Source organism: Pedobacter aquatilis (assembly GCF_032678425.1).
Taxonomy (GTDB): domain Bacteria; phylum Bacteroidota; class Bacteroidia; order Sphingobacteriales; family Sphingobacteriaceae; genus Pedobacter; species Pedobacter aquatilis_B.
The window spans coordinates 226778-252925 of record NZ_JAVTSG010000001.1; the positions used below are offsets into that span (position 1 = coordinate 226778).

A 26148-nucleotide genomic window follows, 5' to 3' on the forward strand; every position below is an offset into this window, starting at 1 on the left:
TCTAAATTTTAGAAAGGCTTTAATATTAATTTTAAAGGGTTTTATTATTGTTGTACACCACCCATTCCGCCTTGTTGCTGATCTTGTTTGGTATCATCATTTTTAATCTTTTTCTTCTCTGTAAATTTAAGTTTACCGAATGAATAGCTAAAATTAACACCGAATGAGCGAAGTGGGTAATAAATATTTTGGCTTTGGAATACTGTACCCGTTGCAGTAACAGAATTATTAACCGTTTGAATATGTAAATCGCGGTTAAATGGATTTAAAGTGTTAAAGCCTATGCTTCCTTTTTTCTTAAGGATTTCCTTTTTTATTGAAGCACCATAAAATACCATTGCATCTGTTTTACCTTGGTAAGTTCTTCTCGGAGAGTTAACCACACCAAACAATTCAAAATTATAGCCTTTACCAAAACCATAAGCCGATCTTCCGAAAATGTTATAGTTTAAGAATGTACCTGTACTCACATTTGTTAAACTATTACTTACTTCATAGGTATTTAAACCAAGGTTAGTCATTAAAGTCCACTTTGGTTTTGGATTGTATGAAGCAAAAACGTTAGCACCATAAGTTTGGGCAGTACCAACGTTAATGTAAGTTGTATATGTTTTATTTACACCATTATCTGCTATTGGCGAAATTGAACTTTCAATTACACCGCCAGTGCGACGATAGAAAACCGATGCGTTCAAAATAGAGCTTTTAATATAAGTACTGTAACCCAATTCAAAATTATCGCTTAATTCAGGGTTTAATTGCGGATTACCCTGCATAATATTGAACTGATCGCTTTCGTTACGGAAAGGATTTAAGTAAGATTGACCTGGTCTTTGTAAACGACGGTTATAGCTTAATTTTAAAGTTGTACTTCCTTTTAAAGTTTGAGAAATGATTGCACTTGGGAATAAATTCAGGTAATCATTTTTCTGCAAGCCACTGTTTTGTGTATTGAAATCAATTTTAGTGTATTCGCCTCTTAAACCACCTTTAAATTTTAATTTTTTAGTGATATCAAAACTAATCACACTATACACTGATGCAACATCCTGATTGTATTGGAAATCTTGTGCAGCATTATCAAACTGACTTTTAATATCACGTAAGATCGCTTTTGCACCAACTTCTAAAACAGTTGCCTTACTGAATGGATAGGTATAATCCGTTTGGAAAGTATATTCGTTATTTTTTCCTGTATTATTACTAATGGTTTGAAATCCGTTAGGAAAAGCTGCAGAAGTTAAGATATTACTGAAACTTGTAGGTGTTCTGCCCGATGAAACTTGTGCCGAAACCGAAAACTCTTCACCTTCTTTTTTACTGGTTTTTCTATAATCCACGTTCCAATCTAAGTTTCTGAATGTCATATCCATATCGCTTACATTTGTAGCTGGCAAACCATTAATTATGTAATTCGATTCGCCCGGCCCACCATTAGAAAAACTGTTCATTTTAACAGTTGTGCTTAAATTGTTGTAAGCGTTAAAATCGTAATCTAAACCAAAACTTCCATTATAACCCTGGCGACCCCATTTAGAAAAACCATCTTGCGATACACTATTTAAACTTCCATTATTTAAGGTCGTTTGGTTCAAAATTACCACTCTCGATTTTTGGGCATAAGCTAAGTTTGTACCCAAATTTGTATTTACGCTTAAACGACCAGTTTTAGCCGTTAAGTTAAATGAACCATTGTTTTGGCGTGTGCCTACCGATGCATTTACTGTACCGCTAACGCCTTGTGCATTCGATTTTTTAGTAATGATGTTGATGATACCACCCGAACCTTCAGCATCATATTTCGCCGATGGGCTTGTAATTACTTCTACCGTTTTAATCTGCTCCGCCGGAATCATTTTTAAAGCATCAGCAACACTGCTTGCCATCGTTCCAGATGGTTTTCCGTTAATTAAAACACGTACAGCACCACCACGAAGTTGAACGTTACCATTCATATCAACAGATAACATTGGCACTTTTCGCATAACATCAGTTGCATCGCCACCGGCGTTTGTACCATCAGCCTCTGCATTATAAACCATTCTATCGATTTTATTTTCAATAACTGCTTTTGTACCTACAATCTGTACATCAGCTAAATTATTTTCTGTTGATGAAATGACAACATTACCCAAATTAAAATCAGGTTTTGCAGGCGTTGTAGTAACTAAAACCGTTTTAGTTTTATAACCCATAAAGCCTATCATTAATTTATAAGCATCTGGAGCAACATTTTGCAAGGTTAGCTTTCCTTTTTCGTCCGTTACGCCACCATTTACAGATTTGCTGGTTTTTATAGAACTTAAAGATATAGTTGCGTAATCAATCGGTTTTTTCGTTAAAGAATCGATTACCGTTATAGAAATACGGCCGGTAACTGATGGTTTACTTGCTCCACCCATTCCAAATTGCGCATTCGCATTTAAAAATAGACCAAGGATGAAGGTTAATAGTAGAATTCGTTTCATGTAATAAATAGTTGTATTTGGTAATTAGTCTGCGCAAATTGTATTTTGTTACAACACAATAGAATACTTTTCACGCGACTAATGAAAATTGGTCGGCAAAGGTGCGATTTTTCTCGGTGAAAATTATGATTAATATAAAATGGATGCGGGAAACGGGTTAATGATCGTGGGATAATTGCATAAAAAATGGATAACAAACTTTTTGTCTATTATCCATCTTATATTTTTTTGAATGATTCGATACATCACCCATTTACATCTCACAAATCCCCTTACCTAGCGGTATTATTTGGTCTGCTGTAAACCAATTGCATTACATTTATATTTCGCATAGCAAAAGCAGCTTCGCAATAATTAAAATAATAATTCCACTTGCGGATGAAGGTTTCATCAAAACCTAAAGCTTTAACTTTATCTAAACGCTTGTTAAATTCCAGATACCATAGATGAAGTGTTTTTGCATAATCCAAGCCCATGTCCTTCAAATCTACCATTGTTAAATCTCCGGTATTATTTATGGCTTTGTTAATTGCTGCAACAGATGGTAATAACGAGCCTGGAAAGATATGTTTTTGAATCCAATCTACACCGTTGCGCAATTGCTCATAACGACTATCGGGTGATGTAATAACCTGAAAAGCAAAAATCCCATCAGGCTTTAGTAGCGATTGGCATTTTTTGAAATAGGTTTCCAAATATTGATGTCCAACGGCTTCAAGCATTTCAATGGAAACTATCTTATCAAAAGTACCTTCAATTTTTCTGTAATCCTGAATAATGATAGAAACTTTATCTTCTAAACCTTCGGCTTTAACACGCTCAACTGCGAACTTTTGTTGTTCTTTAGAAATGGTTACAGAAGTTATTGTACAACCATAATTCTTAGCTAAGAAAATTGCATTCCCACCCCAACCACTACCAATTTCTAGAACATGGTCGGTAGGTTTTACTTTTAGTTGTTTAGCTAATCTGTCGTATTTAGCATATTGAGAGTCTTCCAGTCCCATATCATCTGCTGTAAAATAACCACTGGAATAAGTCATGGTTTTATCCAGAAAAGTGGCAAAGAAATCATTATTTAAATCATAATGCTCAGAGATATTTTTTTGCGAGCCAGCCAAAGTATTCGCCCTGCGGATATGCGTAAGTTTGTTTACTATTTTAAATAAATTTAGCGCTATCGATTTTACTTTGCTCCCGGTAACTGATGGAGCGTTTTCGATATTTAAAAGCACCCATTTAATTACATTGGTAATATTTGAAGTATCCCATAAACCAGCGGTATAACCTTCACCAAAACCAATATCACCATAAAGCGCAATTGATTTAAAGAAATCAGGATGATTAACCTGAATATTTGCTTCGATATTTTGCACACCATCGCCGTAAACTAAAACCTCACCTGTTGGTAATGTAAGTTCTAGCTTACCAAAAGTCATTTTTGAAAGCGCATTAAGCACTATTTTATCAAAAAAGCCGTGTGATGTTTTTGTTGCAACTAAGGTATTCATAATTATATGAGCGTTTATTTTATGGTTTATAGGGTTTATATACGTTGCGTTGCAACTCAGGGTTTTCGGCTTTTGGGTGAAAAGGTATTTTTTTTAGCCAAAGTTTAAAAGCTTGCCAATGTATCATGCCCATTATTTGCAATGGAATTAACGGAATCGATAGAAAACACCTTAACATACTCTTATTTGATAATGTTTTCTTATCACCATGTAAAGTACTTATAAAAAAGCGATTACCATGCTTATCAATATCATCAATTTTGATTTCTAATTTATCATTCGGAATTTTCAAATTAAAATCAAATGAATCATCATGATCAATAAATGGCGAAACATAAAAATATTTTGTGGTGATTTTTTTAAAGACATTTCCATCTAATTCATCTTTTCCAAAGAAAAAAAGTTTCATTTCCCGATAGGTATTGCTGATTTCGGCAACGCAACAAATTGGTTCATCGTTTTCATTAAAGCAATAATAAAACGAAACTGGATTAAAATTATAACCCAAAACATTGAGGTTTGTAAGCAATTTAATTTTCAATTTGGTTCCATCAACGCCGTAACCTTTCAGGTAATCTTCCAAATGTTGGCGTGTATTTTTAGCCCTATTAGGATTATCTTTTGGCAATTGTAAATGTTCTGCATCTCTAAAAGAAAACAGATTAAACTTATTCCGACTAAACCAACGCAGTTTTTTTGCCAAATCATCAATTTCATCTAAATCAATATAAAACATATACACATTGTACCAAAAAGAATGCTTTTTTGGCGCAAAGCGATAGTGCATCACTTTCGCAGTATATATGGATGATTCGATTTGCATTTACTTTAACAATTTACAAAATTTATTTTATCCGTCGGCTGAAGCACGACGGCAATGAATTTGAACTTTGGCTATATAATCCAGCTTGGCCTAAGCTCTACTTCTACGTTCTACTTTAATCCGGCCTAACAAATTTTTCGGGAAAGCTTGTTATGGCCAAACCACTAACTTTAAAAGAAAAATTTTCAGCCGGCAATTTTGTTTCTTTTGTTGTCAAAAGAAAAAAGCCCGTCCGGCCAGGACAAATAAATTGCTTCGTGCCCCGCAATGACGAATTGGCTATATAATCCAGCTTGGCCTAAGCTCTACTTCTACTTTAATCCGGCCTAACAAATTTTTCGGGATAGCTTGTCATGGCCAAACCATTAACTTTAAAAGAAAAATTTTCAGCCGGCAATTTTGTTTCTTTTGTTGTCAAAAGAAAAAAGCCCGTCCGGCCAGGACAAATAAATTGCTTCGTGCCCCGCAATGACGAATTGGCTATATAATCCAGCTTGGCCTAAGCTCTACTTCTACGTTCTACTTTAATCCGGCCTAACAAATTTTTCGGGATAGCTTGTCATGGCCAAACCATTGACTTTAAAAGAAAAATTTTCAGCCGGCAATTTTGTTTCTTTTGTTGTCAAAAGAAAAAAGCCTGTCCGGCCAGGACAAATAGATTTCTCCACTACGGTCGAAATGACGACAAGAGACTAAAGCCCCTTGCACAAATCTACCGCACTCTTATAAGCATCCTCATGGAAACCATATTTAAAATAACTGCCACAATAATAAATCGGACCAGTTTCGTTTAGCTTGTATAATTCTTTTTGTGCTTGCATTGCAGGAACATCAAATAACGGATGGTGATAATCAATCTCCTTCACAATTTTGGAAGGATCTAAAGTTTCTGTTGGATTAATCGACACAAAATAATTGGTCTTTTTAGAAACACCTTGCAAGCTGTTCATCCAATAAATGGTACTTGGCAAAAGTTTTTCGCCCTTTTTTTCTACCCGATAATTCCAACTGCTCCAGGCTAATTTGGCTTTGGGCATTTGTGCTTCATCTGTATGCACAACTGCTTTATTTAACTGGTATTTAAATTTTGAAAGCAATTCAATTTCCTGCGCTGTCTTATCTTTTACAATTTCAAAAGTTTGGTCGGCATGGCTAGCCATAATTACCTTATCAAATTCAAATTTTTCCGCGTTGGAATTCTCAACCTCAACCTTGCCGTTTGCTAATCTTTTAACAGAAACAATTTTGTTATTGATTTTAATTCTATCGCGAAAAGGTGCAATTAGTTTTTCTCGGTAAGCCTGACTTCCATTTTGTAGAGTGTACCATTGATGCTGTGTATCTAAACCTAAAAAGCCATGATTTTTAAAAAACCTAATCAAAGTAACTGCCGGAAAATCTAGAATCTGCTCCATCGGTGCGCTCCAAACTGCAGCACTCATCGGAATTAAGTACTGCCAAAGCATATCATCGCTGTAGCCAAATTCCTTAAAAAACCGCCCGATAGAATAATCCTGATACTCAGGTTTGTCTAAAATTTCTATGCTTTGTTTATTAAAACGGTTAATCTGCATTAACATTCTTAAATAAGAAATATTAAATAAATTCTTCCGCTGTGCGAATAAATGATTTAAACTCGAACCGCTGTATTCTAATTTTTTAGGCAAAAACTGAACACTAAACGACATATCCGTTTTAATAACAGGCGCTTCAATTTCTGCAAACATTTCTGTTAAATTTGGATAGGTTTCATAGTTAAAAACCATAAAACCTGTATCCAGATAAATGGGTTTTCCATCTTCTTCAAGCGTAATGGTATTGGTATGGCCACCAATATAATCTGCTTCCTCGAAAACCGTTATGTCGTATTTATGTTGCAGTTTATGAGCACAACCCATTCCTGCTATACCAGAGCCAATAATGGCAAGTTTTTGCATTTTTTAAGATTAAAATTAAATATTTCGCTTTGGTCTTTCAGCTTTTTCCTTTAAGCTTTACAAGCTACGCTCTTTTTTCAAACAAATAATGACAAACCATCCACTCGTTCCCCTTATTGTAATTAAACAATTCTGCGCAACTCATATAAAATAATCGCCAGTAAACCCACCATTTAACAGCTTGATCTTTACCATAGGTTTGCTCGAAAATTGGCATAATTTCTTTTTTATGCTTATCCATATTGCTCAACCAAGCTTCTGATGTTTTGCCGTAATTAGTTCCGTTAACCACCCAATGTTTGTTAATTTTTAAATCATCATTAAAATAGAAAAACAGGTGATTAGACGGCATAATTCCGCCCGTAAAAAAGTATTTACTCATCCAATCGGTTTCATCAATTACCTCAAATTTGTAAGCTAGAGTTTTATGTGTAAAAATGTGGACGAACAATTTCCCATCAGGTTTTAAGAAACCAGCAACCTTGTTTAATAAAAATTTATAGTTACGCATGTGTTCAAACATCTCTACAGAAACAATTCTATCAAAACTATCAGCAATCGTAAATGTATTCATATCAGCGGTTAAAACGGTAAGGTTTTGAATGCCTCTTTGCTTCGCTGTTTCATCAATAAAAACTTTCTGCGTTGCTGAATTAGAAACCACCGTAAATCTGCTGTTCGGGAACTTGGCAGACATATAAAGCGACAAAGAGCCCCAACCGCAGCCCAATTCCAACACGTTTTGTCCATTCTGCAAATCGGCCCTCTTACAAGTTAATGCCAACATATCATCTTCCGAAGTATCAATATCTTTAACACCTGGCTTCCAATAGCCGCTACTGTATTTAAGGTTCTTACCCAAGCAATATTGAAAAAACTGAGTAGGCAATTCGTAATGTTGTTCATTGGCTTCACTGGTATTTACGGCAATTGGCGATTGCTTTAATTCCTCCACCAAATCCATAAATTTTTCTTGCTGCAACTCCTCATTCCCTAAAGTTTCATCATCTAATCGCTGCTTGCAAAGTTTTCTAATCCCCATACGCAAAGCGGTATCGGGAAGTTTATCGTTTTCTAAAAGTTTATCGTACCACATGTTGATGTATAATGTAAGATGGAATATGTATGATGGAAAATGAATAATTTACGATGGAAAGGAACTTATGGATTTGTCCTTCGTCCATATTACATTCTCCTTTATCCTTCCCTTTTCCCCCAAGGAAAAAAGGATGAAGTTGTTTGTTGGTATTTTTTATAAGCCACAGGCTTGCTCCTTAAATTTTGTTCTTCATTATTCGGAACGCCTGTAACTTTGGTTAATAAGTATAGAATAATTGCAGGGCTGATAATCGCCAGAATGCCCCATGGAGAGGCTAACGCAAAAACGAAGTATGCCATCCACGTTAACCATTCAAAGAAATAATTGGGGTGGCGGCTGTAATGCCACAAACCTGTATCACATACCTTTCCTTTATTTTTAGGGTCTTTTTTAAATGCCGCAAGCTGTCTGTCTGCAATCATTTCACCAAAAAAGGCTATTATCCAGATGCCAATTCCAACAAATTCCCAAATACTTAGCTCTTTTGATGGATTTGCAGTGATAATAAAGAAAGGAATCGCTAATAATACATTTGAAATGGCTTGAAATTGAAAAAAGACGAAGAAATTTCGTTCTGCTTTATCGCCCCATTCTTTACGCAATTGTTCGTAACGCCCCTCTTCTTCATCTAAATGACCTATAACACGCTGCCACAAATGCAAGCCCAATCGCAATTCAGCAACCAGAAACATGCCACAAATCAGAAGCTTACGGGTTTCAAATCCATCAGATAAAAAGAAAGTAATAATGGTAATAACAGGGAAGTTTAATGCCCAGAATACATCAACAATACCAGCGTTTTTAATCTTTTTGGCCCACAGCCAAACCAAAAACATTATGGTGCAACAAGCAATTAACGAAATTAGAGCAATAAAAAGTAGATGTTTGACGTCCATTTTAAGGTTTAGGGTTTAAGGCCAAAGGTTTAAGAAAAATGTGTATTGCCTTTAAGCTTTACCTTTCGCCTGTTACCTCTTTACCAGCAATTCATTAACACCTTCGCCATCTTTTAGTTTAAATAATTTAACCAAAATATAACCCAGAGTACCAATGCTACCTAAACATACGAATAAAATAACAATAGAGATTTTAAGAATAATGCTTTTTTCTTTATAAAACATCCACAAGGTGATGATGAAAATATTGGCATAAAAATCCCAAAGTGTAGCCCTCATCCAGGGAATACTGCCCAGGAAATCCCATTGCTCAAAAAGGTTGCTTTCTAACGATGTAGCAATAACCTTATAGCACATAAAAACAAAAAATGCGGAGAAAATGAATTTAAGAAAGTTTATCATATGGGGAGATTTATTTTCATTTGGAAAGCAAGTTACTGTTTATATCGGTTACGAAAGCCCCGCCATTCGCTTTACATCGTTACACTCCGTGCTCGCTGCTGTCGGGTTTAATTTACAAAAAACAGTGTAAGAAAAGCACCGTCAAACCTCCCAGCGCTATAATATTTCTAACCCCCGTCATTGCGAGGCACGAAGCAATCTCTTAGCAAAATAGATTGCTTCGTGCCTCGCAATGACGACTCAAACAAAGCATCTTAATCCTCATCACCAAAAACTTGATACCTGATACTAAATACTTGCTACTCGATACTAAATACCTTTAAACCTTCCTAATCTTAATAATCCTCATCCAATGCAAAACCTTCATAACCGGATAAGTTGGGTCAAACTCCCACCATTTAGTTGCAAAATTCGGACTATTCGGTTTTTTATGGTGATTATTTTGAAACAATTCGCCCATTAAAAGAAAATCCCATGGTAAAGAATTTTTGCTATGGTCATCATTGTCGTGGTTTGAATAACCATATTTATGGCCACACCAATTTACAATTGCACCATGCAATGGCCCCATCAAAAAGTGAATTGGCAATAAAAGGTACATCCACCAATAATTGGCGTACATAACGTAAAAGCCAATATAAAATAAACCACATCCAATTCTCCAAAACCACGAATCGCCAATTCTATCAACTAAAGGCCATTCCGGATAATTACCCCTAAACGCTGGCTCTGGCTCAATTTTGAAGTGTAAGTAGTTCATGTACATGTTCTTCGTTGCAATCATCATCCCGAAAACATCCTTAAAAAAATGAGGAGAATGTGGGTCTTTTTCCGTATCGCTATACGCATGGTGCATACGATGCAAAATGGCATAAGCCCTTGGGTTTAAAAAAGATGAACCTTGAGAAATTAGCAGTATGAGATAGAAAAATTTCTCCCAAAAAGGTTCCATTTTAAACATCTTATGAGATGAATAACGATGTAGAAAAAATGTTTGACTGAATAGAGATAAAAACCAGTGACAAAGAAAAAATATTAGAATAGCCATTTAATGTGTGTATGCTGTATTAACGAAATTTTGAATGTTTTAGTTTTATACAGCTTTTGGACTTACATTCAAAAAAGAGGAAAATCCTGCTCAGGGTTATGAGCAGGATGTAAAAGTATTTTATCTACCGAAATCGTCTTGAACTCTTACGATATCGCTTTCATCAGATGGATTTGAAGCATCAGTATGTTGCCAAATTTCTGCAACAACGCCCCAATCTTCCAAACCAATTAAACGGTGGCGTTCGCCCTGTTGTAATTTAATCTGATCTTTTGGTGCATAGCTTTTCACTTCACCTTCTTCATCAGTCTGGCTGGTTTTAATGCCAACTGTACCAGTTACCACTTGCCAGATTTCAGCTCTGCGGTGGTGATATTGCCAAGATAAACGGGTATTTGGAGCTACTATTAATATTTTCGGACTTAACTTACCACCTATTTTTAAGCTTTCAACATCTAAGCCATCAAAATAAGTATCGGCAAACTGTTGTGCTTGTGCTTCATCAATCACAAAAAAACCACCCCAAGGACGAGTTTCGTCGCGGTTTACTACATTAAAACCTTCAATTTTTAAACGTTGTGCTACGTTATCGAATATTTCTTTTTTGTCGTTTTCCATAATTGCCGTAAAAATAGTGCTTTGAAATTAAAAAAGCCCTTTCGGGCCTTTTATTTTTCAATTAATCAAAATCTTATTTTATTTCCGACATAACAATATCGGTTGCTTGCCCCGTACTCTGAATAATTAGCGGAAATGCAGCATTATTTAATATCCACAATTCTTGCGAAGCGTTATCATTTACGACGTGGAAAACATCAACTTCCTTCCCATTTACTTTTATCGCCGCACTTGCAGGTGTTTTAATTTTAAAATTATTTCCATTGTAAGTAAAGGCTTTTTTATCTACCAAAGTTTTAAAAACATCCTTTGAAATCACTGCAAATGTTTGTACATCGCTTAATTTGGTTACACCTAAAGCTGGCTGGGTTACCTGAACCAATTCAGTTCCGCTAGTAAATGCCTTTTCGCTCATTTCAAATGTGCCTTCGCCATAGCCATCTACAGCCCAACCTATACTGTAAGGTGCAGTAGCACTCACAATTTTTAAAGCTAAAGGAAACTCTTGCCCTCCAACTATGGCAGTAGCCGTAATTTGAGAACCAGTTTTAATTTCTGGTACGAATTTCTGCGCCTTAGCCAGATAAAACGATGTTGTTAAACAGATAATGGAGATGATTTTTTTCATGATGTTAAGTTTTATTGAAGATAAGGGTTTTTCTTGAGTAAATATTACTGCATAAAAAAAGCCTTCTGTGTTTAATCAGAAGGCTTTGTAAGATTTATAAATATTTTTAATTTTCTAAAATGTTTTCTAAAACACTCTCAATAAAAATTGATTTGCCGTTATTCCAGGTGGAGGGTGAAGACATATCTTCAATAATATGGTTAATTCTGGAGTCAGAAACGTTACCAAAGCTTTTGAATTCTGCAGCTAAACTATAAGAATTCATATCACCGTAACCCCTTAACTGTTTAACTTTGAACAGAAAAGAACTGAGAGCTGTTTTTCTATTTAGATTTTCCATATCACAAAATTAAAATTTAAGCTAATTAATAATACAGTATTTTTACCCTTTCTGTAAATTAAAATTGATTTTAGTCAAGTTAGTAGCCTAAAAACTATAAAATCGGCGATTTCGAAAACCCTCACCCCTAATTGTATCTAAAATATTACCTTAAACCTTGATTTCTAATCAGATAGAATTATTTGTAGCGTTTTAGATAAGCCAATCGTTATGTTGAAAAACCTACTCTAATGAGAAAGCTCATATTATTATTTGGCATTACATTTTCAATAATTCATTTCTCGTGCAAAAAATTAGCCAGTGACGGCCCGGGAGAAATTTATGGCAAGTGGAAACTTACAGAAACCTTAATGGATCCGGGCGATGGAAGCGGAAAATATAAAAAAGTTAAAGAGAACTTATTTCTAACTTTCGACAAATCTGGTAATGTAAATGGTGATGCTGCTCCTGAATTGCAAAAATTTAAAATCCTGGACAGTGTAAGTATCGAATTTACCTCAAAAAATTATTCAATACCACTTACCTATCGCTACAAGGTAACTGAAAGAACGCTAACCCTAAACCCACCTTGTATCGAAGGCTGTGGTTTAAAATTTATAAGGCAGTAAAAAAGCCAGGAATAACTATTTGATAAAGTCACCCACTTTTTTAACCATATCCTCCAAAATATTATATTTTAGATAAACCCAGTTTTGCCTGGTTGGCTCACTATTCAATAGTAATTTTATTCTTGGGGTTTGCAATTGAGGTGTACTTCTTAAAACGCCATAAATATCTTTGAGGTTTTCAGGCTCATAAACTACAAGCGTTTCAATCCTCATTACAAGGTTTTGTAATGATTCAAGGATAGTCTGATTTTTCATGGTTAATAGGTTTAATCAAAAATAAATCATTAACTAAAACCCCGATGCCGTAAAAACACCCTTTTTTAAATAGGGATAATACTACAGATTTAAAAAAAATTAACACAAAAAAAATGCCTGCTATGCAGACATTTTTTTTATGTTTTCGAATTGAACCTTTTAGGCCCTACTTTTTCACAGCGGCTTTAATTTTAGCTTCAACAGCTCTCCAATCATAAAAGTGAAAAGTTCTGTCAGTACTCATGGCTACGAACATACCTTTTGGAAAATTAGCTCCTAAGTTAACCGCCGTAGCATCAGCTCCGTCTGTTTCTAATGCTTTAACAGGTATTTCAGCTAACAACGGATAAACATTTGAATTTTCCAAACTTCCCTCTCTAGGGTAAACCATAAAAGTTTGCGAACCCTGGTTTGAAACCAAAATATAACCGGTTTTGGTGCCTGTTTTATAGATTGCGATACCTTCGTGGTCGGCAGAGAATCCACTTTCTCCAAAAATTGCCAATTGTTCATCATTCTTAGCATCAGGATCTGCAACATATTTTCGAACACCCGTTTGTTCATCAGAATAATAAATAAAGCCTGATTCATTGTCAACGGCAATGGCTTCAATTTCTTTTTTGCCGCTATATTTTCCAAACTTGCGTACCAGCTTTCCAGATATCACACCATTTCCAGCATCCGTTAATTGATATTGCCACAAATAACCTTCTGTTGGGCCAGATTTACGTCCAACAATCGCAAAAATTGCATTGTCTGATGAACGGGTGTACATTGCTATCCCCATCGGACCACGTTCTTGCTCGCCAACAAAAACTTCTAATCCACCATTATCAACCGCGATTAAATCAGGTAGTGTAAATATTCTTAATTTATTGGTTTCGCGTTCGGTTGTGATGGCAATATCAACCTTTTTACCGTTCAGCATAAAGCCGTAAGCAATATCAACATTATTAGGTCGCTGGATATTATCCACACGCTTAACCACTTTACCATTCAAATCAAAAGCGTACAAACCACCGTCTTTATCTTTATCCGTACCGATAATTAAACTTTTACTCGCATCAGCAGGATTAATCCAAATGGCCGGATCATCACTATCGTGCCCTACTTTTTCCGTAATAATGCTTGGCGATAAAACATCAGGGCCTTTATGTTTACTGATTAATTTTGTATTGCATGCGGTTAGGCAAGCGATTGCCACTAGTAGAAAAATATGTGTTATTCTATTCATTGAATTATTTTTTTTGTTCGTAACAAATTTCATTTTAAAGCCTTTGCAGACCAAATATTAAGCGTTACAAAAGGTTAACAAGCCTCAATTTGCCGTAATCAAATAAGCAACAGATGGCTCTGAATAAATTTTAAAGGGATTGAATGAATGCAGTTAGACTTGCACCTTGTTCTAACTTGAGTTTTTTCCTTAAACGGTACCTGGAAACACGAAGACTATCAATTGAAACACCTAATAATGCAGAAATATCTGGTGTGTTCATATTCAATTTAATCAGGGAGATAAATTTGATATCAGTAGGCGAAAGCCCCGGGTTAATTTGTTGTAATTGATGAAAGAAATCCTGATTTATCTCTTCGAAAATTCTTCTGAAATCGTCCCAGTAAGCATCTTTATTAAAGTTCTGGTTAATTTTATTTAACAAACTACGCAATTCTTTCTTATAGCTTCTTCCATCACTTTTAATCATTTCTGTCAATGCGGCTCTTATATCTTCAAGCAATTGATTTTTTTGAATGGTTTGAAGTGTATGTGCTGTGATTTCTTTAGCCTTTGTATGTAAATTTTCCTGCAACTTATCTTCCTGTAGCTTCTTATTTTGCAGTTCAGCTTCCATAAGTTGTTGCTCTGCTTCTAATATCCGTTTCTCTTTCGCCCCAATTTCTCTATCTCTTTTAATACTTTGGCGTTGGTTACGAATCACAACAAAGGCAATGGAAATTAATAGAACCGCAACAATTCCTGTAGAAATATATAACACGGTTGAAATTTTTTCCTGACGCTCCATTTCAGCAATTTGCATGTCTTTTCTATCCAAACCATAAATGACTTTTAATAAAGCTTCCTGGTTTCTGCTTTCTTCTGAATAAGAACTCAAAAAATAAGTTCTGCTCAATTCCAGATAATGAAAAGTACTATCAGTATTTTTTAGAAAATTGTAGGTTTTCCCTAAGTCGCGGTAAGCGCTACTCAGCCTGCTATAAGCTTTCGTTTTCTTTGATAATTGTTCTGCTTTTCTGGTGAATTTTAGCGCATCCTGATATTTCCCTTTCTTGCGATAAACATCGCCCAGATTGTTGTAAGTATCGATAAGCATTTCTGCATTACCAGCCATCTCAAACCAATCTAAAGCTTTATGAAAATGAAAAAAGGCTTTCTCAAATTGCTCTTTATCTTCGTAAATACTACCCAGGTTTATGTTTACAAGCGCAACGCCTTCTTCATCGCCAATGGATTCAAAAACCTCCATAGCTTTCTTTTGATAAAAATAGGCACTGTCATAATTCAACGTCTTCTCATAAAAATGCCCAATATTGGCAAAGTTTTTTGCAAGTCCTTTTTTGTTAGAAAAACGCTGATAAATTGAAAGCCCTTTAAATAGCGATTGCTTTGCATCTTGCTCTTGCTTGGTAATCAGGAAGATTAGAGCAAGTTCATTCAGGTTATTGGCTTTGAGTAATTCATCCTTACCTGCCATAAACAAGCCATTAGCTTTAATATGATAATTTAAGGATTGCGTAAAAAGCCCCATCTGGTAACAAAGCTGCCCCATTTTTTGAAGTGCTTTTGCCTGACCCATTTCATCGCCAGCAGCTTTTGCCTGTTTGTAAGCTTGATTTTGCTGAAGAAAAAGCGCATCAGAAGGCCTTGATGAGATATGCTCCAGATGATCATTTATCTCCTCAACATCAGTAATATTTTGTGCACTAAGTTTCCAAAGTGCACAAAATACCATTAAGCATATTAAAGCGGTTTTCTTCAATTTTATTATTAGCAGTTATTTGCTTGTAAATATCACAATTAGGGATTAAAAATCGAATTTAACACCGATATTATATCTTGGGCGATAATATTCTGCCTGTCTGGTTTGATTAACAAAACCTTGATAATACCTCAGCGGCTGATTGGTTAAATTCGTTGCTTCAGCAAATACTCTCGCAACTTTAGAAACTTTAACCGAAGCATTTGCATCTAAAAAGAACTGTTTATCATAATACACATCCCCAAAATTGTCAGAACCTAACTCATCTATGTAAGATGCAGTGTAATTAGCAGAAAGTCTGGCAGTGAAACGACTATTTTCCCATGATAATGAACCATTTAACATATGTGGTGCTGTACCTGGAAGCGTTACACCATCCCTGATTTCACCATCACTATTGGTGACACCTTTAGCATATGATTTTGTGAAAGTATAATTTGCATAAATTCCAAAGCCTTTAAGAAATTTACCCGGCAAGAAATCCAGCTGACGTTGAACAGCAACCTCAAAACCTAAAACATCTACACTTTCGCCATTTCTATTTTGAGTAAATGCCCATTGTTCTCCGGCAGGAATTGGATTCGCTAAACCAGGAAAATCAGCAGCAAACTTAGTGTTGGTGTAAGCTCTATCGCTGTATGTATAAATGAAATTTTTAAGCTTTTTGTAAAATGCACCACCAGAAATAATACCTACAGATTTAAAATACTGCTCTGCCATTAAATCGAAGTTGTAAGAATAAGTTGCATCCAAATCAGGATTACCTGCCGAAATTTCTTCATCGCCTGCAACCGTACCAACAAATGGTGTTAATGCATAATAGTTCGGTCTGGCTAAAGCTGTTGTAGCGGCAGCTCTTAAAACTAAATCATCATTTGCCTGATATTTAAAACTAACACTTGGCAACCAATCTGTATAAGCATTTCTCGAATTACGAACACCTGTTAAATCTTCTTCATCTTGAATAATATTTCCGGTGTAATTAATGCTGGTACGTTCCATACGTAAACCTGCAATCATCGAAAGTTTAGCGTTAAAATCTTGGTCGAAACGTAAGTAACCAGCATAAATATTTTCTTTTGCATGATAATTAAGCGCTAAATATTCGCTTGCAGCATCTTCAGCCGCAAACAATGCCGGGTTGCTCAAATTTAAGCCCGCAAGGTAAGAACGACCTGCAAATAAGCCCGGCGTATATTGAGAACCTGCCTGAAAATTATTTCCGGCATAAAAAACATTTGGAACCTGCCCTAAATTCGGCATTAAATCTTCATTTAATGGTTCGTATTCAGTAAAGCTATTATTTCTGTCTTTATCCTTAATTCTCACCCGACCACCAAAACGTAATCTACCTTTTTGTCCATCAATTATTGATAACGGAACCCTGAAGTTTAATTTAGCACCAAATTCTGATTCTTTAGTTAAATCGGTATTTTCTGAAATGGTATTTAAACCTGCATTACCAGTATTGTAAGTTGTAGTAAAATTTGGAAACTCGCTTGTTCCGGTAAAAGTTAATGGTCTTCCACCTTGTCTGAAAAGCATATAACGTTCATTCGGACGAAATTCTCTGGCTGTAGAATAACTCGCCGACCAGTCCATATCCAAACCCGAGCTAATTAAATGCTCCCCACGTAACGAATAGTTTTGAACACGTTGGTCTTCTAACCTGGTCATTTTATTTCTATCGTTATCTACACCACCTTTAGTCTGCATTCCTAAACGCCCGGTGTAACCTGTAATCGCATTGCTTGCATTGTAAATTGGTTCGATATCATCCATACGCAAACGGTATCTGTTTTCTCTATCATCACGCCAGTTATACATCGCATTGGCGAAGATGGTATTGTTATTATCAATTTTAAAATCGAATGCTGCCGCAACACTTCTTCTCACCCTTTGTACATCGTATTTACGAATGTCCATTTCCTCAACATAAGTATTTCCAAAATCATCTTTTGTCCAAACGGCTTCTACGTTATCAGAGCCATAGTTTTGATTGTTGTATGAACCACTTAGTACCATACCAATGGCATTATTCGCAAAGCGATTTCCATAAACGAAACTTCCGGTGTATAAAGCTTTATCTCGGATTGGGTTATAACCTGATGATAAAGTAGCCGAAATTCGTTCTCCATTTGGCGATGCCCTGGTTACCAAATTTACTGAACCGCCAATCGCATCGGCATCCATATCTGGTGTTAATGTTTTGTTTACTTCGATGCTCGAAATCATATCAGATGGAATTAAATCCATTTGTACTCTTCTGTTATCGCCTTCGGCAGATGGAATTCTGTCGCCATTTAACATTACAGAGTTAAGTTCTGGAGCCAAACCTCTGATGATGATGTTTCTGGCTTCGCCCTGGTCATTCTGCATTGTAATACCTGGTACACGTCTTAAAGCTTCACCAATATTCGCATCCGGAAAACGGCCAACTTGGTCAGAAGAAATAATATTGGTAATGTTGGCTTTACTTTTTTGCTGATTCAAAGCTCTTGCTTGTCCACGTAAGCGATCGCCCATTACAACAACTTGGTTCATTGTGATTGCACTATCTTCCAATGAAAAATTAACCGCAGCATTTGTACCCGATTTTACCACAACGGTTTGCTTTTGGTTTCTGTAGCCCATGTAAATAACCTCAATTTCGTAGGTTCCTTCGGGCACTTTTAAAAATTCATAATCGCCTAGCTGGCTAGAAATCGTATATCGGTTTCCATTACTAAGCTTAATGGTTGCTCCGGGTAACGAAGCTTTCGTGATTTTCTCAATTACTTTTCCCGTAATTACGCCAGTGCCTTGAGCCTGACATAGGATTACAGATAAAAATAAAATGACTGAGGTAAAGAGTGTTTTCATTTTTGGTTTTAATTGTTTGTTTTCGGATAATAATTTTTACCGCCACGAAGTTGAAAATTCTAATCCCCTTGGTTGTAGCTGAGGCCGTTACAAAAAGGAAACTGCCATAAACACACCATTAACAGAACAGCAACAACAGAAACAAAAACAAAATCAATACACTGAAAAACAATCATTTACAATGATATAAAATATCCATTAACCTTATGTTTCCTCAATAAAAACTTAATATTAACACGAATAAATTACGGCAATGTAACGCTGGAATTTTAAGGATAGCACCATAGAAGAACACAAAATTTATGTATCTAACTCAACAGGTAACAGCGAAAATACTCATCAACCACCTAGCTTAACACTTCGTTAACATTACCTTTACCTTTGGTTAAGAAATTTGAAGAAAAATAAAACACATGATAAAAAAAATACTTTTGCCATCATTAATCATCACTCTTTCATTGTTTCTAATGTCATGGGGTGTGGTTGGACACCGGGCCATCGGTCAGATTGCCGAGAATCACCTTTCTAAGAAAGCTAAAAAAGCGGTAAAGGAAATTCTTGGAAGTGAAAGCCTTGCTATGGTAAGCACCTATCCTGATGAGGTTCGTCCGTACCCTGCATTTTCTTATACTGCGCCTTGGCATTACGTTAACTTACCAGAGGGATTGAATTATGAAGCCTTCAGTACTCAGCTTAAAGCGATGGATAAGCCAAATGTTTACAAAGCGATGCTGAATTGTATAGCCGATTTGAAAGATGCTAATAAATCAAAAGCTGAGAAAGTGTTTGCACTTAAATTCCTTGTTCATTTAGTTGGAGATTTACATCAACCCATGCACACAGGTCATGCAGAAGATTCTGGTGGTAATGGCGTAAAAATTAAACTGATGAGAAGAGAAAACAACCTACACGGACTTTGGGATAGCGGATTAATTGATTACGCAGGCTTAACTTATAAAGAGCTGGCTAAAGAATGCGACCAAATTGAAAAGAGTGAAAGCAAAAGCTGGCAAAAAGATGATATGACACTTTGGGTTTTCGAATCGTATGAAATAAGCAAACAACTTTATGCTGAAGCCGCTAAGAACCCCGATTTTGATTATGATTATTACCCAAATCATGCCGACATAGTTAAAAAACGTTTAGCACAGGCAGGCATCCGTTTAGCCGCAGTATTAAACGAAATTTATAAATAAAAAAGTTTTTCGAGCTGTTCTATAAACAGCTCGAAAAAATTTACTGACAACTAACCACTGTCAACTGGTTACTGTCAACTGACGACTAATCACTGATCACTAATCCCTAATTCAAAACCACCCAACGATTGAGTACATTGTTTTTAGCCTCCAAAACTATCTTATAAAATTTAGAAGGATATTTTTCTACGTTAACCAACGCATGATTATCGCCAACCGGCACTTCTGCTAAAAGCTGATAATCATCAGCTTGACCAACCTTAAAATTATTTGTTGGGGTAACCCATAATTTAACCGTTCCTGTATTTTCTAGCGATTTCCAGCTCACATCAAGATTACCCTGAATGTAATTTGCCTGGATATCAGCTATCGAAACCTCGCCAATTAATGGAACACCATCCACTTCGTAAAGGTTAGCTTTGGGAACATCAACAGACATAAATCTTGCTATTGTTGGCATAATATCCACAATTGCAGGGTGATAATATTTGCTGTAAGTGTTAAGTTTTGGATAATTGCTTACCATCCAGGTGCTGCGTTGCCTCACTGATTGACCGCCATGATTTTTACCCGTTTTCTCATCCCGACCATGATCGGTTGTTACAACCATTAACCACTCTTCGTTAAAGCTCTTTTTACGGTAATTTATGGCATCATATACCTTCCCTAGTTGTACATCCAGTTTTTTAATGGCGGCCGTAAATTCCGGACTATCGCCGTGCATATGCCCCATATCATCGGTGTACTCCAGGTAAATCCACGATAAATCAGGTGCATCCTTTTTTAAAGTTGTAACCGCCTCGCTGATGACCTTTTCATCTATCCTACCCATAAACTCGCGGGCTTTATCGTGTTTGAAGTTTACCGTATCTAATTCATAACCATCAAAATATTGATCTACTTTTAGATTGCCTGCGGCAGGCAAATTATGGCCAAGCAATTTGGTTCTGTTATCTAACCAGCTAGAAAATATAGCGGTCTTTTTTGTTGGATATTGGCTTTTAAAGAACCTGAAAATATTCTGGTAATTGTAATTCGGGTCTTTAATATCGTTATCGGGAATATTATGCTTGTTAAACCATACACCGGTTAACAAACTGTTGTAGCCAACGGCAGAAATAGTTGGTGTTTGACTGTAACCGCCTTTTTCGCCACCAACACTCATTCTGGTATAACTACCATCTTTAATTATTCTTTTGATGTTTGGTAAATCCAGACGCTCAATCAAATCAGCCGGAATACCATCAGCAATAATAAAAACTGTCTTTTTTGTCTTTTGCGCTACTGCATTCATCGAAATGGCAAGCAAAAGCAGTATTATAGATTTTCTAATCATTTCTTTTATTTTAATCTAAAAGACTATATAATAAGTTAAAATTTGTCACATTGAGCCTGTCGAAATGCCTTTAAAAGATTCTTCGACAAGCTCAGAATGACAAAATACTAATAATGATATAGGTTTTTTAATTACGGTTTAAGTAACCACATTACCTGATTAATATCATCGCCCTGCGGATATTGCCTTGAAATTGCCACCGAAACATTTTGTTGGTTCAAACGCAACTCTGATTCAGGATACATCCAACGCTTAGGAATGCGTTTTTCATTTAACATACCTGCGCCACTTGTATCAAAAACAGGGAAACCCGTTCTACGTTGCTCATAAAATGGTTGCCATCCGCCATTCATAAATGAGGCAATATATTTTTGAGTAATGATGTTAGAAATAGGGCCAGATGCAGAAGCCAATTGCACCACAGGCTGTGCCAGATAAGTGTTAATTGTACTTTCATCGATGCCGTAGAATTGCATAGAAGCTCTTATACCTTTCTGATAAAAATCGTTTGCACTTCCGGTAATCCAACCCCTTTGCACCCCTTCTGCCAAAATAAATTGCAATTCTGCATAACCTAAAGCAATACTTGGCTCATTGGTTGGGTTATTGTAATAACGTGGTTTGATTTTCGAAACCTCGCCCGCAACAGTTCTTGCATTGTTTTCATTAACAGGGGCACTACCTTTTGCACCACCGTAAGCATTAAAATCGTTTACTAGTAGAGCAGAGAATTTAGTTGCTTTATCCGCAAAGTTAAATAAACGCACATCTCTTAATGATTTCAATAGATTTACAAAGGTTTCTTCCATGTAGTTAGTCGTTTGTATATCGTTATTATTGAAATAAGGATAACGATTTCCAGCCAAATCATAGAATTTTAATTGTGCATTATCAGCATTGCCTGTTAATACTGGATATTCTGTCGGATTACCAACAATTTCAGCAAAGCGTTTTTTAACCTCAAATCTCGTATCATTTTCCTTGATGGATAAACTCATCAAAACCCTTAATGATAAAGTATTGATTACACGTTTCCATTGTTGCATATTGCCGTTGAAAACAATATCACCCTGAATATTTGCTGTGTTGGTGGTAATTAATCCGTTTGCAGCTTTCAAATCATTTAAAATGTTCAAATAAATATCTTCCTGTTTATCATAAACTGGAGCAGATACATTTTCATCACCTTTTAAAGCCTGACTGTAAGGAATATCACCAAACATCTGAGTCAATTGCAAGAAATACCATGCCCTGAAAAACTTGGCAATTGGCAAGTATTCTGGTTTGCTTTGACTCGTTGCCGCCTGCTCCATTTTCATAACCTGGCGCAAGTTGTTAAAATTACCATAGCTACCCCTGTTCCAGCCATAATACTGGTTCAAAGAAACCGCATCGGTATAAACCATTTGGCGGGAAGCGAAAGCCACAGTAATATCGGTAGTTTGAAAAGCGGTTTGTTCTACCGTGTTCAATAATAAATCTGGTGTTGCAATTGTCGATTTATTGGGGTCTGTCTGGAATTCGCTGAATTTCTTGCAACCTACCTGTGTAAGTGCAGTAAATAATATCAGATATAATGTCTTTTTCATATTCGTGCAGATTAAAACTTAAGGTTTACATTAAAGCCAAATGAACGGGTTGATGGCGTTTGAAGATTATCTGTAGCCGGATCTGGATCTACGTTTGGCATTTTAGAGAATAGAAGCAGGTTACGTCCTACAACAGAGAAATCAAGTCCTTTGATAAAAGATTTACCTAACAACTTGCTCGGCACTTGCCAGCCAATGGTAACCTCTCTTAATTTTAAGAAAGTTTGAGAGAAGTAATTATAGTTATTGTAAGCCCCATTACTTGTATTCGTCATGTAATCGATATAGTTTACAGCTCTTGTATTAGGTGCAAAAACACGGGTATCGCTGGTGATGTTTCCATTTGCATCATAAGTAGCTGCGCCACTTACCACAACCACACCATCACCAATAAATGTAGATCTGCCTGCATTTGCATCTACACGATATTGGTTAAGTGTACCTGGATTGGTTCCACCCCACCACATTTTCTGATTGGTAGTAGAATACATCATGCCACCTAAACGTCCATCAACCAAAAACTTTAAAGTAAAAGCCTTGTAATTGAAGGTATTTTCGATACCGTAAGTCCAGTCTGGAGATTGATAACCTAAAAATCTTGAGAAAGTATCATTTAATGGGAAGCCATTGCTGCCATAAATTACTTGCCCTTGATTGTTGGTTTGATACACCGACGTAAAGATTTTATCGGTACGGTCGCCAACTCTTAAAAAGTTTAGCGTTTCTGCTCCACCATAAATTTCTTTCAGGTATCTGCGGTATTTACTTAAGTTAACAGCCATATTCCAGCTAAAATCGCTGCTTTTTAACACAGTTCCGGAAAGCACAAACTCAAAACCTTTACGTTGGAAAACGTTACCGTTGGCCAACTGGCTGTTGTAAGCACTGGTTATTGATGTTGGAATAGAAACAATATTATTAAAATCGCGTGTAGAATAATAGGTCGCCTCTAAACTTAATCTGTTGTTAAAAAATTTAGTATCTAAACCAACCTCCCAGCTATCAGATGTTTGCGGGGTAAGGTTCCCGTTTAATAAGGCATCTCCAAAGGTTAAAGATGGAACACTATTCCAAATTGTACCCTTATTAAATGATGGCAGATAACTATAAGTATAAGCGTTATCATTCAGCGTTGCACTCGAAACCCTCGACCATGAACCACGGGCTTTCAAATAACTAAACCATTTCGGTAATCTGGTCAATTGAGAAACCACTACTGAAGTACTTACCGATGGATAGAAAAAGCTGTTATTAGCCGTTGGCAAGGTCGAAATCACGTCATTCCTTCCGGTTGCAGTTAAATAAATTGCATTTAAAAACTCCAAGTCTAAAACTGCATATAAACTACTTGTACGTCTTTCTTCTACAAAGTTATTACCCTGAATCGGATTTGCCGAATTGCTAAGATTATAGAATCCCGGAATGGTTAAACCATCTGTGCTGGTCGAACCGTATTTATGGTTTCTGTAATAGTTTGCAGCACCAACCTGTGCGTGTAATTTAAATTTATCGGTAAAGGTATGGTTGTAATCACCAATTAAATCTGATACTAAATCAAAATAATTACCCGTTGCTACAGTAAATTGTCCTCTCGATTTATTACCGTAACCGATATAACTCATCGGCTCCTTGTAGGTACGGTTTAAGCCATAACCATTAAAACCATTTCTAAACTGAACACTAAAAGATGGACTTATCTTATAATTAAGATTTAATGAACCAAAAGTATTGTCTTTATCATAACCTCTTAAATACTCATAAGCCTGAAAGTATGGATTGTTATAGTAAGATGTATTGTAATTACGTTGTTGAATACCTTCTTTACCAGGCACCCAATAATCTCTTAAATCTTCTACGCTCACATCGGCACCAGTCCATAAAATTAAGTTATAAAGGTAATTTGTTGGCCCGTAACCCGTTTCAGGAAAGTTCTTTGTATACTGACGGTTGTAATTTAATCTTGCATCAACAGTGAAGTTTTCAGATAACTTATAATTACCTGAGATGTTGAAAGAACTGTTTTGCAAATCGGTGTTTGGTACAATACCGCGTTGATAAATGTGTGAAGCTGATGCCCTGAAAGAGCCCTTATCTCCACTTTGTGTAATGCTGATGTTGTTACTGGTTATTAAACCGGTTTGAAAGAAATCTTTAACATTGTTTTTTCCTCTTGATAAAAAAGGAAGTGGAACCAATTGACCAGTAACCGGATTTCTTGGGCTATTGAACTGCGGTGTTTCAAAAAAACCACTTGGCGTACTTGGGTCTGGTTGGTCTAATTTTGGTCCCCAAATCCAGCCCGAACCTTCTGGTCCACCACCTGAACCATCTACATAAGTATATTTACCTTTAAAACCTGCTCCATATTCTGTTTGTACTTCAGGGATTCTGATAAAACTAGGTTGAATTTGTGTTGAGCTATTTACATCAATGCTCAAATCCTTACCCTTACCACGTTTGGTGGTAATCATAATCGCACCGTTTTGCCCAATCGAACCATACAATGCAGAAGCATTTGCACCTTTTAAAACCGTTACCGATTCTACGTCATCCGCATTTACGCGGTATAAATCTGCCGATTGATCTGGAATACCATCAATAACAACCAACGGTTTTCTACCCCTCAATGAAATGCCCGGCTCTTGAAAAAGGTCGGTTGAGTTGGTAATGTTTAAACCAGCCACACGACCTGTAAGTGAGTTAATAATATTTGGTTCTCTGGCCTTCACTAAATTTTCGCCCTGAACTTCCTGAACAACGTAACCCAATTTAGCACGTTCCTTTTTAATACCTAATGCCGTAACCACCACTTCTGATAAGGCCTTACTATCTTCAAGCAATTCAATTTTATAGGCGTTTGCATCATCAACAGAAACTTCTTTAACCTGATAACCAATGCTTTTAAATATAAGCACTGCACCATTATCGGCTTTAATCGAGAAATCACCATCCTGGTTGGTTACTGTACCGGCGTTAGTTCCCTTTACCAATACAGAAACACCCGGAATACCCTGGTTATCTTTATCGGTAACATGACCTTTGATAATTCTCGGCGCCTCAACGCTTGTTAACTTCTCTACAGGTTTTAAAATGATTTTGTTGCTCAGCTTTGTGTAAGTAAATGGCACAGCCGATGAAATTTTCTTTAGCACTTGCTCCAAGTTGCTGTTGGTTTCATTCAAACTGATTTGTTTTTGCATAAAACCATTGCGGTCTACGCATACAAAGTTGAAGTTGGTTTGCTTCTGAATAACGTTAAAAACATTTTCCAAAGACTGGTTGTTCATCTTGATAGAGCATTTTACCTCAGCAAGACTATTTTCCGCATTCCCTTCAGGACGGGCAAAAGCAGTGTTGAAAATCGTCAACAATAGACAGGCTATTGTAAAACCTCTTTTCAACGAAATTAAAGACGTGTTGTAGATCTTTTTTTTCATAAATTAGCAAATTCGTTAGTTAAATTTTAGTGTTTATTTGGCGATTAATAGCCGGCATCTCGACCATGCCGGTTTCTTTTTCATATAACTATGCCTGGC

The 26148-nt window shown here is 36.2% G+C and carries 19 protein-coding genes and 1 pseudogene; 2 read left to right on the forward strand and 18 right to left on the reverse strand.

All coding sequences use genetic code 11. The features are described 5' to 3' along the window. Nucleotides 1–44 precede the first annotated feature (44 nt). From R2Q16_RS00880 to R2Q16_RS00930, 11 genes and pseudogenes are all read right to left on the reverse strand, one after another. Entirely contained in the window at nucleotides 45–2468 is a 2424-nt protein-coding gene (locus R2Q16_RS00880) for an outer membrane beta-barrel family protein (protein WP_316734590.1), read from the reverse strand. A 272-nt stretch (nucleotides 2469–2740) separates the two neighbouring features. Further along, a complete protein-coding gene (locus tag R2Q16_RS00885; RefSeq protein ID WP_316734591.1) occupies nucleotides 2741–3979 on the reverse strand; it encodes a cyclopropane-fatty-acyl-phospholipid synthase family protein in 1239 nt (412 codons plus the stop codon). A 19-nt stretch (nucleotides 3980–3998) separates the two neighbouring features. Beyond that, entirely contained in the window at nucleotides 3999–4802 is an 804-nt protein-coding gene (locus tag R2Q16_RS00890; RefSeq protein ID WP_316734593.1) for a DUF1365 domain-containing protein, read from the reverse strand. Nucleotides 4803–5494: 692 nt separating this feature from the next. Then, on the reverse strand, nucleotides 5495–6739 hold the full coding sequence (locus R2Q16_RS00895; protein ID WP_316734594.1) for an NAD(P)/FAD-dependent oxidoreductase: 1245 nt from the start codon (nucleotides 6737–6739) through the stop codon (nucleotides 5495–5497). 64 nt (nucleotides 6740–6803) lie between these two features. Beyond that, on the reverse strand, nucleotides 6804–7835 hold the full coding sequence (locus R2Q16_RS00900) for an SAM-dependent methyltransferase (protein ID WP_316734595.1): 1032 nt from the start codon (nucleotides 7833–7835) through the stop codon (nucleotides 6804–6806). Nucleotides 7836–7936: 101 nt separating this feature from the next. Further along, nucleotides 7937–8734, reverse strand: coding sequence for a DUF1295 domain-containing protein (locus R2Q16_RS00905; protein ID WP_316734596.1), 798 nt, complete (start codon nucleotides 8732–8734; stop codon nucleotides 7937–7939). Between the two features lie 72 nt (nucleotides 8735–8806). Beyond that, nucleotides 8807–9139 (reverse strand): annotated as a pseudogene (locus tag R2Q16_RS00910) (DUF1475 family protein); the annotation flags it as partial. 316 nt (nucleotides 9140–9455) lie between these two features. Continuing rightward, nucleotides 9456–10184, reverse strand: a complete 729-nt coding sequence (locus tag R2Q16_RS00915) for an acyl-CoA desaturase (RefSeq protein ID WP_316734597.1) — start codon at nucleotides 10182–10184, stop codon at nucleotides 9456–9458. Between the two features lie 120 nt (nucleotides 10185–10304). Beyond that, nucleotides 10305–10802 (reverse strand): phosphoheptose isomerase, encoded by a 498-nt coding sequence (locus R2Q16_RS00920; protein ID WP_316734599.1) that lies wholly within the window; start codon nucleotides 10800–10802, stop codon nucleotides 10305–10307. Between the two features lie 73 nt (nucleotides 10803–10875). Then, nucleotides 10876–11430 carry a hypothetical protein gene (locus R2Q16_RS00925; protein ID WP_316734600.1) on the reverse strand — a complete coding sequence of 185 codons (555 nt, stop codon included), beginning with the start codon at nucleotides 11428–11430 and terminating at the stop codon, nucleotides 10876–10878. Nucleotides 11431–11536: 106 nt separating this feature from the next. Beyond that, a complete protein-coding gene (locus tag R2Q16_RS00930; RefSeq protein WP_316734601.1) occupies nucleotides 11537–11770 on the reverse strand; it encodes a hypothetical protein in 234 nt (77 codons plus the stop codon). 230 nt (nucleotides 11771–12000) lie between these two features. Between R2Q16_RS00930 and R2Q16_RS00935 the strand changes: the two genes are divergently transcribed. Next, a complete protein-coding gene (locus R2Q16_RS00935; RefSeq protein WP_316734602.1) occupies nucleotides 12001–12378 on the forward strand; it encodes a hypothetical protein in 378 nt (125 codons plus the stop codon). 15 nt (nucleotides 12379–12393) lie between these two features. Here R2Q16_RS00935 and R2Q16_RS00940 read toward each other — a convergent pair whose 3' ends face one another. From R2Q16_RS00940 to R2Q16_RS00955, 4 genes are all read right to left on the reverse strand, one after another. Then, nucleotides 12394–12633, reverse strand: coding sequence for a hypothetical protein (locus R2Q16_RS00940; protein ID WP_316734604.1), 240 nt, complete (start codon nucleotides 12631–12633; stop codon nucleotides 12394–12396). A gap of 166 nt (nucleotides 12634–12799) precedes the next feature. Next, nucleotides 12800–13867: a phytase gene (locus tag R2Q16_RS00945; RefSeq protein ID WP_316734606.1), complete on the reverse strand. Its 1068-nt coding sequence runs from the start codon at nucleotides 13865–13867 to the stop codon at nucleotides 12800–12802. A 130-nt stretch (nucleotides 13868–13997) separates the two neighbouring features. Beyond that, nucleotides 13998–15629 (reverse strand): tetratricopeptide repeat protein, encoded by a 1632-nt coding sequence (locus tag R2Q16_RS00950; protein ID WP_316734607.1) that lies wholly within the window; start codon nucleotides 15627–15629, stop codon nucleotides 13998–14000. Nucleotides 15630–15674: 45 nt separating this feature from the next. Continuing rightward, the gene (locus R2Q16_RS00955) at nucleotides 15675–18491 is read right to left on the reverse strand and encodes a TonB-dependent receptor (protein ID WP_316734608.1); all 2817 of its coding nucleotides are present in this window, start codon (nucleotides 18489–18491) and stop codon (nucleotides 15675–15677) included. Between the two features lie 413 nt (nucleotides 18492–18904). Here R2Q16_RS00955 and R2Q16_RS00960 point away from each other — a divergent pair, with 413 nt between their 5' ends. Next, complete coding sequence (locus R2Q16_RS00960) at nucleotides 18905–19687, forward strand: S1/P1 nuclease (protein WP_316734609.1); 783 nt, start codon at nucleotides 18905–18907, stop codon at nucleotides 19685–19687. Nucleotides 19688–19793: 106 nt separating this feature from the next. Here the strand turns inward: R2Q16_RS00960 and R2Q16_RS00965 are convergent, their stop codons facing one another. From R2Q16_RS00965 to R2Q16_RS00975, 3 genes are all read right to left on the reverse strand, one after another. After that, complete coding sequence (locus R2Q16_RS00965; protein WP_316734611.1) at nucleotides 19794–21023, reverse strand: alkaline phosphatase family protein; 1230 nt, start codon at nucleotides 21021–21023, stop codon at nucleotides 19794–19796. A gap of 131 nt (nucleotides 21024–21154) precedes the next feature. Beyond that, entirely contained in the window at nucleotides 21155–22612 is a 1458-nt protein-coding gene (locus R2Q16_RS00970; RefSeq protein WP_316734612.1) for a SusD/RagB family nutrient-binding outer membrane lipoprotein, read from the reverse strand. Between the two features lie 11 nt (nucleotides 22613–22623). Next, nucleotides 22624–26049: a SusC/RagA family TonB-linked outer membrane protein gene (locus R2Q16_RS00975; RefSeq protein ID WP_316734614.1), complete on the reverse strand. Its 3426-nt coding sequence runs from the start codon at nucleotides 26047–26049 to the stop codon at nucleotides 22624–22626. Nucleotides 26050–26148: the final 99 nt, after the last annotated feature.

Excerpts from the sequence above, each read along its gene's own strand:
- R2Q16_RS00880 (WP_316734590.1), bottom strand. The coding sequence starts at position 2,468 with ATGAAACGAATTCTACTATTAACCTTCATCCTTGGTCTATTTTTAAAT.
- R2Q16_RS00885 (WP_316734591.1), bottom strand. The coding sequence starts at position 3,979 with ATGAATACCTTAGTTGCAACAAAAACATCACACGGCTTTTTTGATAAA.
- R2Q16_RS00890 (WP_316734593.1), bottom strand. The coding sequence starts at position 4,802 with ATGCAAATCGAATCATCCATATATACTGCGAAAGTGATGCACTATCGC.
- R2Q16_RS00895 (WP_316734594.1), bottom strand. The coding sequence starts at position 6,739 with ATGCAAAAACTTGCCATTATTGGCTCTGGTATAGCAGGAATGGGTTGT.
- R2Q16_RS00900 (WP_316734595.1), bottom strand. The coding sequence starts at position 7,835 with ATGTGGTACGATAAACTTTTAGAAAACGATAAACTTCCCGATACCGCT.
- R2Q16_RS00905 (WP_316734596.1), bottom strand. The coding sequence starts at position 8,734 with ATGGACGTCAAACATCTACTTTTTATTGCTCTAATTTCGTTAATTGCT.
- R2Q16_RS00915 (WP_316734597.1), bottom strand. The coding sequence starts at position 10,184 with ATGGCTATTCTAATATTTTTTCTTTGTCACTGGTTTTTATCTCTATTC.
- R2Q16_RS00920 (WP_316734599.1), bottom strand. The coding sequence starts at position 10,802 with ATGGAAAACGACAAAAAAGAAATATTCGATAACGTAGCACAACGTTTA.
- R2Q16_RS00925 (WP_316734600.1), bottom strand. The coding sequence starts at position 11,430 with ATGAAAAAAATCATCTCCATTATCTGTTTAACAACATCGTTTTATCTG.
- R2Q16_RS00930 (WP_316734601.1), bottom strand. The coding sequence starts at position 11,770 with ATGGAAAATCTAAATAGAAAAACAGCTCTCAGTTCTTTTCTGTTCAAA.
- R2Q16_RS00935 (WP_316734602.1), top strand. The coding sequence starts at position 12,001 with ATGAGAAAGCTCATATTATTATTTGGCATTACATTTTCAATAATTCAT.
- R2Q16_RS00940 (WP_316734604.1), bottom strand. The coding sequence starts at position 12,633 with ATGAAAAATCAGACTATCCTTGAATCATTACAAAACCTTGTAATGAGG.
- R2Q16_RS00945 (WP_316734606.1), bottom strand. The coding sequence starts at position 13,867 with ATGAATAGAATAACACATATTTTTCTACTAGTGGCAATCGCTTGCCTA.
- R2Q16_RS00955 (WP_316734608.1), bottom strand. The coding sequence starts at position 18,491 with ATGAAAACACTCTTTACCTCAGTCATTTTATTTTTATCTGTAATCCTA.
- R2Q16_RS00960 (WP_316734609.1), top strand. The coding sequence starts at position 18,905 with ATGATAAAAAAAATACTTTTGCCATCATTAATCATCACTCTTTCATTG.
- R2Q16_RS00965 (WP_316734611.1), bottom strand. The coding sequence starts at position 21,023 with ATGATTAGAAAATCTATAATACTGCTTTTGCTTGCCATTTCGATGAAT.
- R2Q16_RS00970 (WP_316734612.1), bottom strand. The coding sequence starts at position 22,612 with ATGAAAAAGACATTATATCTGATATTATTTACTGCACTTACACAGGTA.
- R2Q16_RS00975 (WP_316734614.1), bottom strand. The coding sequence starts at position 26,049 with ATGAAAAAAAAGATCTACAACACGTCTTTAATTTCGTTGAAAAGAGGT.